Below are 14639 nucleotides of genomic sequence, written 5' to 3'. Positions count from 1 at the left end.
TTGCATAAAGAGGAATATATTCGCAACTTTTCGAAGCATAGAGCGTCTAATAGATGTCTGGTGATGTCGAATGAAAGCCTAAGCCGAAACGGCAGAGCTAATGACAAAAATTTTAGAATGGTAGGGGTGAAGAATGAAGAAGTTTGGTTTTATGGCAGTGTTGTTATTTGTCTTCATTTTGGCGTTTCCTCACAATGGACAGGCTGCGGCAGGCAGTGCCAAAATTTTTCTGGATGACAAGCAACTGAGTCTGTCAGGAAATGCAAAAGTGGAAAATGTGAATGGTAATATCATGATTCCATTTCGTGTCGTCGGAGAGAATCTAGGGTTTGACGTCGCATGGGAACAAAAGACGCGCACGGTAACCATAAAAAAAGATTCTAAGGTCATCAAACTTGTAGTTAATCAAAAAACAGCCGATGTGAATGGAACAAAAGTATCCTTGAACATCGCACCCATTTTGCGTACAGATACCGTGATCGTACCTATACGCTTCGTCAGTGAACAAATGGGGCTTAAAGTGAATTGGGACAATATTAAGAAGATCGTATACTTATATACCCAAGAAATTGAAACTGGAAACGGGGACGCAGGAACAGGTGCCGGAAACGGCGGAGAAGCGACTCCGGGAACAGGATCGGGTAACGGCGGCAGCAATACGGGCAGTACATCGGCGGCTCAGGTAAATGGAATCAGTTTCAGTGACAATCGCCTGATGATTGCAACGAATGGACAAGCCAAAGTGAATGCTTTCAAAATGAGCGGTCCTGACCGGATTGTTATCGATTTGGAAAACGCAAAATTTTCGGATAGCTTCAGCAGCAGCAATTCACCTCTCGATCAAAATTCGATGGGATCGCTGGATATCAGCGGGTATCCTGACGTTTCGCAAGTCAGATATTCGCTCTATAACAATAATCCTTCAACGGTAAGGGTCGTTGTTGATCTGAACTATGCGAAAAATTACAAGCTGACCAATGAGAATGGTTTGTACATCGTCGACTTGAATACTTCAGACTCCGGTACGCCGTCGAAGCCAATTGGTGGCAGCGGAAAGAAAATCGTCGTTATTGATGCAGGACATGGAGCTCACGACCCGGGTACAACTGGCGTTACGGGCAAAAAGGAGAAGGATTTCAATCTTGCCATTGTTTTGAAGGTTGAAAAACTCCTGAAACAGGAACCAAACATTGATGTTGTGCTTACACGCAGTGATGATACGTTCCTCGAATTGAAGGATCGCGTCAAGATTGCCAATGACTTGAAAGCAGATGTGTTTGTATCGATTCATGCTAACAGTGCAGGTTCTTCGGCGGCTTCCGGCAGCGAAACCTACTATCAGCGAGACGCGAGCAAGGCGTTTGCCAATGTCATGCACAAATATCTGGTACAAGCTACGGGTCTTTCGGACCGTGGAGTTCGTTATGGTAACTTCCACGTCATCCGGGAAACGAAAATGCCGGCGGTTCTTCTTGAAGTCGGATACCTCAGCAACAAAAAGGATGAAGCTACATTGTTCACCGAAAGCGTTCAACAACGCGTTGCTCAAGGGGTCGTAAATGGAATTAAAGAATATCTGGGTGTTCAATAAGGAATGTCCCCTTAAGGAGGCGGCAGTGAATGAGTAGGAAATTATGGTGTGCAGGCATTTTGGCTTTGGTGATGATTGCCTCGGCCGGCTGCGGCCAGAAGCCGACAACCGCGCCGGAAAGCGGACAGCAAGAGACAGTCTCCGGGGAGCAGCAAACAACAGGAAGCGGCAGTGATGAGACTGCTCCTGAGGATAAAACGGGAAGCGATGATAAAGGCAGCGAGGCAGGAACCGCGCAAGATGATCCGTCCAAAGGGTCATCAACCGATTCATCTTCCCAAACAACGGAGTCAACCGCTAAAAAAGAAATGATTGATGTTTATTATACCGATCCTCAGGAATTGGATTTGAAAAAATCCCAAAAGGAAATCAGCTTTAAGAATGAAGCTGGAAAATATGAGGAAGCCTTCAAGGCTCTTCAGTCCAGCGGCAAGTCTGAGCTGGTTCCGCTATGGGGGAAAATCGAGCTGAAAAAGCTTGATTTTAAAAACGGTGAAATCACCATGGACATTCATATGCCTGACGAGGCGAGACTGGGAGCCGGTGGCGAACAGTATGCTTTGGATGCATTGACCAAGACGATGTTCCAATTTGACGAGGTCAAAACCGTTGAACTTCTGGTAGACGGTGCGAAGGTGGAAAGTCTGATGGGTCATGTCGATCTGGAGCATCCTTTGACAAGACACTGAAAAAATTAGGGCAAAAGCAGGAGCTTAAGGCCTTCTTGTCGAATATCATATAGGCGTGATTTTTGTGGATATGAAATGAACTAAAGTTTGCGCTCCCGATTTTGCCGGGTGGCCTTAAGGGTCATCAGGCAGGGACGCAATCTCTTTAGTTCTTTCTGTTTATTTTCGGGATTATGCCATACGGCACAATCCTTATTTGAGAAAGGGGAAAAAGAATGGTTTCCAAACGCAGCAATTCTTCATCACATTCTAAAAAAGTAGTATCAGCCGTCATCGTAGGCATGATGGCACTGGGTACCGGCACTGCCGTATTCGCAGACACAACAGCAACAACAACCTCAGCATCCGTGACGGCAAGCGGCCTCTTCAGCGATGTCAAAAGCGGGTATTGGGCCGAAAAACATATCTATAAGCTGGCATCCCAAGGAATACTGTTGGGTAATAATGGCCTGTTCCGTCCGAATGATTCTGTTACTCAGCAGGAAGCTGTTACGATGGCGATCCGGTTTGCAGGTTTAGAGGATAAAATCAGCAATAACTCTGCTGTGGCACTGCCTGCCAATCTGCAGGTGAACAACTATTTTAAGCCGTATGTGGCTTTGGCACTTCAGCAAAATCTCCTGGATAAAACCTCCGAGAATGCTGCAGTGAATTCCAAGGAAATCTGGGGCGAACGAAAAGCGAGCCGGGAATGGATCACTGAAGTTCTCATTCGTGCGCTCGGCAAAGAAAGCGATGCGGCTTCGATGGCATCCAAAGCAACGACGTTTGCAGACAACGGTAAAATATCCGCTTCCAAGAGAGGATTCGTTAACGCGGCTCTGGAGCTTGGACTGACTAACGGCGTAGACGGCAACCGGTTTGATCCTCAAGGTTCAGTGACCCGCGCCCAGCTCGCAACCTTCTTCAGCCGTGCAGAAGCACTTAATGGCGTGAAATATAACAACTCTGCCGAGGGCATCGTAACCGGATTGGGTACCAACAAGCTCGATCTGTATGTGGATGGAAGCATCCGTACTTATGCACTGGATAGTTCAACGGTATATTACACCAGTGATTCTGATAACAAAATCAGCTTTGCTGATTTGAAGCCATACACGAAAGTGATGGTCATTGGCAGCACGAACAAAACTGCATATGTAGAAGTCACAGACTCTAAATTGCAGCTTGAGAGCGTAGAAGGAACTTTCCAGAAGCTTTCGCCTGGCAACATCATCTGGCTGGAGACCAACAACACGTTCAAGGAGTTCACTTATGACGCCGGAACATCTTTCCTGGATCAAAATGGATCTAAAATTGATCCGACTGCATTGGTCGTAGGCAGTAAAATCCAGATTCAACAAGAAACATTCAGTTCTGCGAAAAAGCCGGTTATCATTCAGGTCAAATCGGGAATTATCAATAAGAGTGGCAACGGTACCCTTCAAAGCGTGGATACAGCCTCCAAATCACTGGTTGTCAAAAATTCATCCGGTGCGATGGAAAGCTACACATGGGATGACAGCCTGATCGTAAAATATCAGAATCAGCTCCTCTCACCATCTGAATTGAAGAATGGGGCAGTCATTAATTACACCGTTAAAAACAATCTGATTGAATCGATTGAAGTGACCCAAGGTGTGGAAAGAACAATACGCGGTTCTCTGTATGAAGTCGGGGCTAACAATGCCACCATTACATACAAACGTGATGGAGGACAGCTTGAAGTGAAGCTTCTCACGGATAAGCCGGAGCTTGTGATCAGCGGTATCGCTTCTCCAGTGCTGGGGGACTTGATTGCTGATTCCGTAAACGGGGATCAGGTGGAAATCACGCTGAATCCTCAGGATCAGGTTACCAAAATTCAAGTGATGAACCGTCAGATGGAACAGAAGAAGGGTGCCACCATCGTTCAGTATGAACCAAAAAGCAAACTTCTGACCCTTCTGGATGCGAACAAGAAGCCATATGTTGTTTCCATTGATGAGAAGACCAAATTGACTTATAATTCTCCCAATCCGACTTTGGCTGGAATCGAACCATATCTGATTAACGGTCGCAAGGTTAATATCACTTACCTGACAAACCGGGCGTTGTCACTTGAAGTGATTTATCAATATGAAGGAAAAGTATCTTCTCTCGATCTGGCAGGCAAAAAGCTTACGCTGCTGACCGCTGACGGACAAAGCATGACGCTGCCGTTCACGAATCCAGTTGTTCAGGTATACGGCAAGAGCAGCACATCCCTGTCCGATGTCAAAGTGGGAAGTGAGATTGCGGCTGTGCTGAGTGCGACACAGGATGCCATTCAATCGATCCAGGTAAAATCAAATGTTCAGTTTGAGATTGTGGATGTTGATTATAACAACTCCCGTGTCACGGTGAAAAAGGATGGAATCATCAGCCAATTCTATGTGGACAAATCAACTCTTACAGGTGACAACGGACAAGAGATTACTGTGCAAGAGCTCCGTTCGGGTCAGCTGTTGAATGTTACCTTCAATGGGATTACACCAGCAGCTGTACAGGTTGTAAAGCTGACGACCGGTGAAGTGACTGCCGTGAACACTTCCTCCGCATCACCAAGCATTACAGTCAAGAATTATGGAGGAACAACAGAAACCTTTAAGCTGGATAATGCATCCAAAATTATGAATGATGCCGGAAGTGCGCTTAACCTCAGCAATGTTACAACAGGTAACCGTGTAGAAGTGCGTAAGGATGCTGACGGCAATTCGGTCGTGAAAGTGCTGAATATAACGAACCAAACCTTCTGGAAATATGACAGTTATGCGAAGGAAATATATGTGAAACGTCAAAATGTCAATGATACCAGCCATTATACGCTGTCCCCGGCTGCTTACATTCATCAAGGAGATACGACTTTGACCGTGCAATCCCTGAAAGAAAATGATAATATTGTACTGTATTTAAACAATGGAACGATTGTCGAGATACAGAAACAATAGTATGCTATGGGAATGGTCATGAGATACACCGTCTTGATACGGGAAGTCTTACCCGTATCAAGACGTTTTTTTTGCAGGAGGTACGTAAGCGATGAAGGCAGCAACCGTACGTTATATACTCGATACCATCGGTGAATTGTTTCCCGATGCCCATTGTGAATTAAACCACAGCAATGCTTTTGAACTGACCATTGCCGTTTTGTTGTCCGCACAATGTACGGACGAAACGGTGAATAAGGTCACCAAGGATTTGTTCCAAAAGTACAAGTCTCCGGAAGATTATGTGGCAGTTCCTTTAGAGGAGCTCGAACAGGATATCCGTAGAATCGGTCTTTTCCGGAATAAAGCAAAGCATATTCGTAATCTATGTATGCTGCTCATGGAACAATACGGCGGTGAAGTGCCGCGGGAGCATGATGAGCTTGTGAAACTTCCTGGGGTTGGCCGCAAGACGGCCAATGTGGTGGTCTCCAATGCTTTTGATGTACCGGCGATTGCCGTGGATACGCATGTGGAAAGGGTATCCAAACGGCTGGGTCTGGCAAATTGGAAAGATTCCGTGCTGGAAGTGGAAAAGAAGCTGATGAAGCAGGTGCCGCGTGAAGAGTGGACCTTAACGCATCACCGCTTGATCTTTTTCGGACGATATCACTGCAAAGCCCAGAATCCGAAATGCCAGGTATGCCCGCTGCTTGATGTATGCCGCGAAGGAAAAAAACGTATGAAGACGTCCCAAATCAGAAAAGATAAGTAACAATATAATTTGAACTAAAGAAAGGGATGTTAAACTTTAGTTCATTTTATGTAGCAGGATAGGAACTACAAAGATGGAGAAGGATGGGATAAACATGAAATGCATCTCAGTATATACTGACAATTTTGAAATATTTTCTGATATTATGGATCAAGTGATGGAGGCCGAACTTGTAGAGAACGAAGAAAAAGAGTTCGAAGGAATCACGGTCAGCCACTCCGGCGATGTTCCCGAGCATTACCTGGACCGCATGTCCACTAAACCCGAAGTTGTCGTCATGAGAGACAAGTCCCGTGGCACAACGATTTTGCAGCATGGCAAAGTATTTGAAATTCTTGTACCCGAGCTGGAAAACGCAAGCGTATAATTCATATCAGGTGTAACCAAGCATAAAACCGAAGCTTATTCGGTTTTATTTTTTTTGTCATTATCGAATTTTTGAATTTTCGGGATGGGAGCAGGACTACCACTCTGTTTTAGTTTATGTTTTATACGCCATGTAGCTTATAATGAATTTATCATAGATCAAATTCCATTTTTTAAAGACAATTATATTAATATTGTTAATGCACCAACGTGTGGGAGGACAGGCCATGAACAAAGAAGAACAGGTCATAATGGGTTTCAGGGACTTATATAACAAGTTGGTTTGGCTTAATAAGGATAAGATGGAAGACAGTCTTAAGGGGTATCAATCTTCCGAGGTACATTGCATCGAATACATTGAAAAAAATATGGATTCCAATGTGACAAAACTTGCGGACTACTTTTATATGACTCGCGGTGCCATAAGTAAAATGACGAAGAAGCTCTTAAAAAAAGGCCTTATCGAAAGCTATCAGAAGTCGGATAACAAGAAAGAAATCTATTTTCGGCTGACGGAGCAAGGGAAAGTAATTTATAAAATCCATGAGGACCTGCACAAAGAATTCCAAGATCGGGATAAAGTCGTATTTGAGCAGGTAACCGAAGAGCAATTTGACGGTATGCTTAGTTTCGTGGAAAAGTATAGCAGGCATTTGGATGCAGAAATAAAGAAGCTGGGTAAAGAATCGAAGCCTTAAATAAATTTGAATCATGACATTGAAACCACAGGCAGCCGGGCTCTATTGAGAACAGGCTGCATTTTTATTGTTATTATTTTGTTGACAGGGAAACAAAAACATAATACGATTAATTTGTTTCCGAGGAATCAAAATTATAACTATTGTGAGGAGAATTGAATGTTCAAATTTAGATCACACCATGAACAGAACACTGAACCAACCGTAGATAAACACGCTTTAATATTCGGCCTTATCTCTGTGTTTCTTTGCGGAATAGGCTTCAGTATCATAACACCTGTCGTCCCATTCTTAGTGCAGCCTTATATAAGCAATCCGGGAGAACAAGCTATCACTGTTACGCTGCTGACCTCTGTTTATGCACTCTGCGTGTTTTTTGCGGCCCCAGTACTTGGAGCTCTAAGCGACAAATATGGCCGTCGTCCATTGCTCTTAGTATGCCTTTTGGGTTCCGCAATCGGATACTTCATTTTTGGCATAGGAGGAGCTTTATGGGTACTATTTGCTGGACGCATAATAGAAGGGATAACAGGCGGCAGCATAGGCACGATCTTCGCCTATTTTGCAGACATCATTCCTCCGCAACAGAGAACCAAATACTTTGGATGGGTGAGTGCGGTTGTAGGTGCAGGCACTGTCATTGGCCCAACGTTAGGTGGATTACTTGCTAAGTTTGGTTATTCTGTACCTATGTATTTTGGAGCAATCATCACTTTATTGAATGTTGTTTACGGATTCTTTTTTATGCCTGAGAGCCTTAAGAAGAAGAATAGACTGAAAGAGATTACCTTTGTAAGACTGAATCCATTTACGCAGCTTGCAAACCTGCTTTCCATGAAAATCTTAAGAAGGCTGCTTGTTTCTGCGTTCTTACTCTGGATACCCAATGGATCTTTACAGGCTGTTTTTTCACAATTTTCAATGGATACTTTCAGCTGGAAGCCTGCACTCATCGGACTTATGTTTTCAATTATGGGCGTCCAGGACATCATTTCTCAAGGTTTCATCATGCCAAAGCTTTTGAAAAAACTTAAGGATAAACAGATAGCCATTCTTGGAATGGTTTCGGAGATTATAGGCTACAGTTTTATTGCATCATCTGCTTTGTTCTCCTTCTATCCTCTTCTGATCGCCGGCATGTTTATATTTGGTTTTGGGGATTCGATCTTCGGGCCTTCATGGGGCGGGATGCTCTCCAATTCTGTCGATTCCAGCGAACAAGGGCGGATTCAAGGCGGTAGCCAATCGATTCAGGCTTTGGCAAGAATGATTGGGCCTATCATTGGAGGTCAGATCTATGTACTACTCGGTCATGCCGCACCCGCAGTCATGGGTATGATCCTAATAGCAGCGGCAATCCCCGTTTTATATAAGAGAACGAATGTAACTATGTAATAATTACTTTCCAAAAACTTGGCAATATTTTTCGAGGCTCGGTTGAGTTTATTTCAGCCGGGCTTTTTTGTCTTCTAAAGAAGATCAGGCTTCCGGCTTAAAATGTTTCTCTTTCCCACTCCATGATGTTAAAATGTAACTATTTGAGAAAACAGCATAATGTATGATAGAGCGACAAACTTCGGATAATTTATTGATTAGAGAGTAAGGGGAGAGAAGGCAGCATGTCGACATCAAGTCCAGTAATTCAATTAGATACCGGTTCACTGCAGCGTTTGCAGGAGAGCCTGCACGGTTGGAAAGATGATAAGTCCTCGAAACTAATGGGTGATTTGCTGAACAAGGCTACTGCGGGAGAGATGACGATCGCATTTTGCGGGCATTTTTCCGCGGGGAAATCGAGTCTGATTAATTCCTTATGCGGCAAAAAAGTTCTTCCATCCAGTCCGGTACCCACGAGTGCGAATGTAGTTTCCATTCGTAACGGCCAGCCGCATGCTTTGATCTATCCTGCTCAAGCAACGGAGCTATCAAGTCAGGAAGTAAAGCCCCAGGAAGTTTCACTGGATGAGCTCTATACATACTGCACGAATGGAGGCTCCTACTCCTCGGTAGAGGTATGGGATCATATTCCTCTCCTGGGCGGACGAGGTGTACTGATGGATACACCAGGTGTGGACTCAACGGATGACAGTCATCAGAAGGCGACGCATTCTGCGCTCCATTTGGCGGATACGGTGCTGTACGTGATGGATTACAATCATGTACAGTCGGAAAATAATCTTGCCTTTGCCAAAAGCTTGTCCGACTGGGGCAAGCCGCTGTATCTGGTTGTGAACCAGATTGACAAGCATAGGGAGCGTGAGCTTTCTTTTGAAAGCTACCGGGCAGAAGTGGAAGCTGCGTTTAAGCGTTGGCAGGTCAATTATGAGAGTCTGCTGTTTACCACACTGAAGGAGCCGGATCATCCTTACAATCAATGGAAACAGATTCAAGAGCTGATTGCAGAGCTGATTGAAAAAAGAGAACCGATTCTGAATTATAGCTTGGATTGTTCCTCTCGTCATATCGTTGAGCAGCATGTGAAGCAGTATGCGGATTCGCTGGAGGATACGAAGCAGCAGCTTCTGGACGAAATGGGAGGGGAGGAGCAGGCGGCGAAATTGGAAGCGGAGATAGCCGGCTACAGAAAAGAGCTGGAGCATTTCAAAGAGCTGCCGCAAACCGAGCGAGAGAGCATACGAAAGCAGGTAGATGCACTGCTCGATAATGCAAATCTTACGCCTGCTGAGCTGAGGGATACGGCAAAGCTGTTTTTGGAGAGCCGCAAAAACGCCTTCAAGAAAGGGCTTCTGTTTGCAGGTGCCAAGACGGAGCAGGAAAAGCAGGAGCGGCTCCGCAAGTTTACAGATGAACTGCGGGAGCAGTCAGCTGCACAAGTGGTATGGCATCTGCTGGAGCTCATGAAGCGATGGGGCAAGAATTTGTGGACAGAAGACCGGCAGAAGGCTCTGGAAGAGTCCATGCCCGAGATTAGCGAGGGTATGCTGGAAAGCTCCGTGAAGCCGGATGCGGTGCTGTCCGGCGAATATGTTTTGAACTACTGCCGCATGCTGTCGGCAGACATCAAAAGTGTATACCGCCGCGCGATTATGAATGCGGCGGAGGATGTGCTGGCGGATGTAGCGGCATCCGCCAAAGAGCAGCAGCAGCGCGTCATCGCAGCCCTGAACGCGCTGCTGGAGCAATCGGCCGCGATGTCCCGCTATGTGCAGCTGGAGCGGGACATCGCGGAGCGCGCGGCAGCCGCCGGGCAGCTGCTGCCTGCGCGCGTGACGCTCACCCCCGGCTTCCTGCCGGAGGTGAGCGCCCCTGCCCCGTCGGCGGCCATGCAGCCGCCAGGGCCTGAAGCGGGCGCGCGGACGTCCGCGCCCGCCGGAGCCCCGCGCAGCGGGGCTGAGCCGCTCGGCGGCGCGGCCTTTGGCCGCCGCCAGCGGCTGGACGCCGCAGCAGCGCGCCTGCAGGACGCGGCGGCGCTGCTCGGACGCTATCCCGCGCTGGCATCTGCCGCGCGCGGACTTCGCAGCCGGGCAGATGCCCTGGCCGGCGGCTCGTTCACCTTGGCGCTGTTCGGAGCGTTCAGCGCCGGCAAGTCCTCGTTCGCCAATGCTTTGCTCGGCGAGCGCGTTCTGCCTGTATCGCCGCATCCGACAACCGCGGCGATTAACCGCATCCTCGCTCCACAGGATGGCTTTGAGCATGGCACGGCTCAGGTCATGATGAAATCTCCGGACACCTTTAAGGAGGATCTGGAGTATTCCTTCTCTGTTCTGCAGCTGGGAACACCAGCAGAAGATGGATGGCTTCAAGTGATCGAGCAATTGAAGCCGGAGGGGATTCATCCTGCCGGATTGCCGCATTATGGCTTCCTGAAAGCAGCCGCGGCAGGCTGGAAGGAAGCACAGCCACTGCTGGGCACCGTTCAAACGGTGAACATGGATGGCTATAAGACCTTTGTAGCTGATGAGACACGGTCCTGCTTTGTGGATCGCATTGATTTGTATTACAGCAGCCCGCTTACCGAGCAGGGAATCGTTCTGGTGGATACACCAGGGGCGGATTCGCTTCATGCCCGGCATACAGGAGTCACCTTCCAATATATGAAGCATGCAGACGCGATCGTCTTTGTGACTTATTATAATCACGCTTTTTCCAAGGGTGACCGTCAATTCCTGACCCAGCTCGGCAGAGTCAAGGACAGCTTCGCTCTTGATAAAATGTTCTTTATCGTCAATGCGGCAGACCTGGCTTCGTCGGAAGAAGAGCTGGACCAGGTTATCAAGCACGTGGAGACGAATCTGAAGGCAAGAGGTATCCGTCTTCCGCATATTTATCCGGTTTCCAGTATGAAAGCATTGGAAGGAAAGATGGACGGCGACGCAGACCTTTATGCGGAATCAGCATTTGAATCCTTCGAGAAGGCGCTTGGAGCCTTTGCTGGAGAAGAACTGCCCAAGTTATCTTTGGCAAGCGCCGTTCAAGAAATCTCATCTGTCCGCCAGCGTGTGATTGAATGGGGACGGATGGCCCGGCAGGATGCTGGTTCACGGGAGCAGCGCAGGCAGCAGTTGCTCGAGGTTAATCAGTTGGCATTGTCCCGAATCGATTCTTTTGCCCGGCAGGATCTTTCGCGTGAAGTGGAACAGGAAATCCGTGAGCTGCTCTTCCATGTCAAACAGCGAATCGGCTTTAGTCTAGGCGAATTTTTTGCTGAAGCCTTCCATCCGTCGGTGCTCCGGGAGGACGCAGGGCAGCTGAAGCGAATATTCACGGACTGCGGAAGGGAACTTGAACGGACGATTGTGCATGAGCTTGAGCAGGAGCTGTGGGCAACAACGCTTCGACTGGAGAATAAGGGCAAAGCAGTCCTCCATGCAGCGGCCGATGGGGCTGCAGAAGACATACGCGGTTATGATGCAGTCATTATGCTTACACCGCCGGCGGAAAAACAGTGGACTTCGCCCGAGTGGAATGATGCTGGCCTGACCAGTTTTGTGGATTGGACATCGTATTGGTCTTTGTTCAAGTCGCCGAAGCATTTCTTCGAGGACGGAGGCAGGGAGAAGCTCAGAAGTGCAGTAGAGCCTGTGATTAAGGAAGCCTTGAGCGGAGAGGCTGCAGTCAAGCAGGAGGTTCTTGTGTCTTTCTACAACACTCTCGTGACTGACGCTCAGGAGAAGCAGAAGGAGGAACTGCGGGAGCAGCTCCATGAAGCCATGGAGGCGGCGACCTCCTCGCTTTCTTCCGGAGAACAGCCTGAAGTTTGGGATCAGCTGGCTTCGCAGCTTCAGCAAATGGAACAATCATTGGCATAAGAATATAGTAGGCAAACGAAAGAGGGGGCGTGATGATGACGCTCCCTCTTGATTTTGAAATTTCAAAATAATGAATGATCACCTGATCTGGATGATTCTGTCATTCCAAGCGAGAGCGACCTCAGAGCCGTTGTTTCTGAAATGACGCATCAGATGATTTTTATTGATAATTATCCTTTTTTCTTGATCCTATTTTACTTGTTTTACGCCGTGAATCACCTCTAAAACGAGTCCTTTGCATGCTTTCTGGAAGGAGTTTGACAGGAGGATTGACTTTTTTATCGGGTTAGGCAGAGATATGGAGGATTTTCTATGATTTGATAAGTAATTTATGATTATACAAAGGTATTGACCATTGATTGCCAATGCGGCGAAAATATGCCCAGTTATCCTCTTTGCCGCCTTTCCAAGACGGTGTTAAACTTCATAAATATTCAACATCACTTCCGAAAGAAGTGATAAAGTTTTGAGATGACTCGAAGGAGGAGAACCATGAATGTTCTCAGGCAAATGCAGAGCTTTTTTTGGGAGAAACGGAGTTTTCTATATCTATCTATACTCTGCCTCGCCATAGCTACTGCCTTGGGGCTTGTAACCCCAAACCTGCTGCGGAGTCTGATTGATGACGCCATCCAGCCGCAGCATTATGAAAAAGTTCCCGTATTGGCACTAACCGTCATTTTGGTGGTAGTTGCCAAGGCGCTTATGCAGTTTTTAAGCGGTCTTCTTGGCGGAAGAATGGGGAACTATCTGGCATACCGTTTACGTAACGGCTGCTATGAGAAACTGCAAGTCTTGTCTTTCCGGTATTATGACACGGCCAGAACCGGAGATCTAATGTCCCGTCTGACCGGGGATCTCGAAGCGATCCGCCAGTTTATAGCCTTCGGTATTCCACAAATATTAAATACGATTCTGATGGTGGTTTTTGGCGCCATTGTCATGCTGTCGATCAGCTGGCAGCTTACATTGCTAACGATGATCAGCATACCGTTTCTGGTTATCGTCGCACTGAAGTTTGAGAACCGTATCCATCCTGCCTTCCAGGAAATGCGGCTTGCGCTTAGCGCGTTAACCACCTCGGTTCAGGAAAATATTACAGGGGTAAGAACAGTCAAATCATTTGCACGTGAGCCTTATGAAGTCGATAAATTCTCACTACGCAATGAACGGTACAAGAGTAATCAGATTTTTGCTTCGACATTATGGAGCCGTTACTTCCCATTGATGGAACTGCTTGCATCTGTATGCGTCGTCATTTTGCTTGGCGTCGGCGGAACTCTTGTTATCCATAAATCGTTATCACTGGGTGAGCTGGTTGCTTTCTTCAGCTTGATTTGGTACATTATCGGTCCCATGTGGAACATCGGTTATCTGATTAATAACTATACACAATCGGAGGCTTCAGGTGAACGTGTCATGGAGCTGCTTAATCAGCCGATTGATGTTGAGGATAAAGTGGATGCAATCGAGCTGAACTCTGAGGAAGTGAAGGGCCATGTAACCTTTGATCATGTAACCTTTGCTTACGGGAACAAACTGGCTGCCATCCAGGATGTCAATTTGGATGCGCCTCCAGGAACTGTAATCGGCCTGCTCGGGGGAACCGGTTCGGGCAAATCAACAATCATTCAGCTTATGATGCATGCTTACAATGTTAACGGTGGCAGCATTAAGCTGGATGGAGTCAATATTAATGATATTAAAGTTCAAAGCCTGCGGGGGCAGATCGCATCTGTTTTCCAGGAGACATTCTTATTCTCATCCAGTATCCGAAACAATATTGCATACGGTCTCAAGGATGTTTCGATGGATGAGATTATCCGTGCCGCGAAGCTGGCGAAAGCCCATGAATTTATTATGGAAATGGCTGAAGGGTATGATACGGTCGTTGGTGAACGGGGTATGGGCTTGTCCGGAGGACAGAAGCAACGGATTGCCATAGCACGTGCACTGCTGAAAAACCCGAAAATTCTTATTTTGGATGATGCGACGAGTGCGGTTGATATGGAAACGGAACATGAGATTCAGTCCGGATTCCAAGAGGTTATGAGAGGGCGCACGACATTTATCATCGCCCACCGTATTTCTTCATTGCGTCACGCGGATGAGATTCTCGTAATGAACGAAGGTAAGGTCGTACAGCGGGGTAAACATGAGCAGTTGATCGCCGAGACTGGACCTTATCAGGATGTATACAATATACAATATGCAGACCACATTGCCCGGATGAATGGTAATGCAGGAGAGCAGGTGAGCTCATGAACACGGCCCTGAATACCGAAAAACGTCCTCAGAAAGATCCTGGCAAACAGAAGGGGAA

9 protein-coding genes are annotated in these 14639 nt (G+C 47.0%); all 9 read left to right on the top strand.

Translation table 11 applies throughout. From position 1 onward, the window contains the following. Positions 1 to 133 precede the first annotated feature (133 nt). The 9 genes from E6W40_RS14515 (at position 134) to E6W40_RS14475 (ending at position 14581) form a co-directional block, all read left to right on the top strand. Entirely contained in the window at positions 134 to 1591 is a 1458-nt protein-coding gene (locus tag E6W40_RS14515) for an N-acetylmuramoyl-L-alanine amidase family protein (RefSeq protein WP_136606100.1), read from the top strand. A gap of 29 nt (positions 1592 to 1620) precedes the next feature. Continuing rightward, positions 1621 to 2280: a GerMN domain-containing protein gene (locus tag E6W40_RS14510; RefSeq protein ID WP_136606099.1), complete on the top strand. Its 660-nt coding sequence runs from the start codon at positions 1621 to 1623 to the stop codon at positions 2278 to 2280. A gap of 215 nt (positions 2281 to 2495) precedes the next feature. Beyond that, on the top strand, positions 2496 to 5228 hold the full coding sequence (locus E6W40_RS14505) for an S-layer homology domain-containing protein (protein ID WP_136606098.1): 2733 nt from the start codon (positions 2496 to 2498) through the stop codon (positions 5226 to 5228). Positions 5229 to 5319: 91 nt separating this feature from the next. After that, positions 5320 to 5982, top strand: a complete 663-nt coding sequence (gene nth, locus E6W40_RS14500) for an endonuclease III (protein ID WP_136606097.1) — start codon at positions 5320 to 5322, stop codon at positions 5980 to 5982. Positions 5983 to 6076: 94 nt separating this feature from the next. Beyond that, positions 6077 to 6349 carry an NAD/NADP transhydrogenase alpha subunit gene (locus E6W40_RS14495; RefSeq protein WP_136606096.1) on the top strand — a complete coding sequence of 91 codons (273 nt, stop codon included), beginning with the start codon at positions 6077 to 6079 and terminating at the stop codon, positions 6347 to 6349. A gap of 226 nt (positions 6350 to 6575) precedes the next feature. Beyond that, complete coding sequence (locus E6W40_RS14490; protein WP_136606095.1) at positions 6576 to 7046, top strand: MarR family transcriptional regulator; 471 nt, start codon at positions 6576 to 6578, stop codon at positions 7044 to 7046. A 159-nt stretch (positions 7047 to 7205) separates the two neighbouring features. Further along, entirely contained in the window at positions 7206 to 8441 is a 1236-nt protein-coding gene (locus E6W40_RS14485) for an MFS transporter (protein ID WP_136606094.1), read from the top strand. 224 nt (positions 8442 to 8665) lie between these two features. Continuing rightward, positions 8666 to 12316, top strand: coding sequence for a dynamin family protein (locus E6W40_RS14480; protein WP_136606093.1), 3651 nt, complete (start codon positions 8666 to 8668; stop codon positions 12314 to 12316). Positions 12317 to 12808: 492 nt separating this feature from the next. Beyond that, the gene (locus E6W40_RS14475) at positions 12809 to 14581 is read left to right on the top strand and encodes an ABC transporter ATP-binding protein (RefSeq protein WP_136606092.1); all 1773 of its coding nucleotides are present in this window, start codon (positions 12809 to 12811) and stop codon (positions 14579 to 14581) included. The last annotated feature ends 58 nt before the right edge of the window (positions 14582 to 14639 follow it).

It is taken from the genome of Paenibacillus dokdonensis (genome assembly GCF_004916975.1).
Taxonomy (GTDB): domain Bacteria; phylum Bacillota; class Bacilli; order Paenibacillales; family Paenibacillaceae; genus Paenibacillus_AQ; species Paenibacillus_AQ dokdonensis.
The sequence above is the reverse complement of the archived record's forward strand: the minus strand, read 5'-3'. Positions and strand labels throughout refer to the sequence as shown.

Bases quoted from the DNA above. Each gene is read 5' to 3' on its own strand.
- E6W40_RS14490 (WP_136606095.1), top strand. From the start codon at position 6,576: ATGAACAAAGAAGAACAGGTCATAATGGGTTTCAGGGACTTATATAAC.
- E6W40_RS14495 (WP_136606096.1), top strand. From the start codon at position 6,077: ATGAAATGCATCTCAGTATATACTGACAATTTTGAAATATTTTCTGAT.
- E6W40_RS14505 (WP_136606098.1), top strand. From the start codon at position 2,496: ATGGTTTCCAAACGCAGCAATTCTTCATCACATTCTAAAAAAGTAGTA.
- nth (WP_136606097.1), top strand. From the start codon at position 5,320: ATGAAGGCAGCAACCGTACGTTATATACTCGATACCATCGGTGAATTG.
- E6W40_RS14480 (WP_136606093.1), top strand. From the start codon at position 8,666: ATGTCGACATCAAGTCCAGTAATTCAATTAGATACCGGTTCACTGCAG.
- E6W40_RS14515 (WP_136606100.1), top strand. From the start codon at position 134: ATGAAGAAGTTTGGTTTTATGGCAGTGTTGTTATTTGTCTTCATTTTG.
- E6W40_RS14510 (WP_136606099.1), top strand. From the start codon at position 1,621: ATGAGTAGGAAATTATGGTGTGCAGGCATTTTGGCTTTGGTGATGATT.
- E6W40_RS14475 (WP_136606092.1), top strand. From the start codon at position 12,809: ATGAATGTTCTCAGGCAAATGCAGAGCTTTTTTTGGGAGAAACGGAGT.
- E6W40_RS14485 (WP_136606094.1), top strand. From the start codon at position 7,206: ATGTTCAAATTTAGATCACACCATGAACAGAACACTGAACCAACCGTA.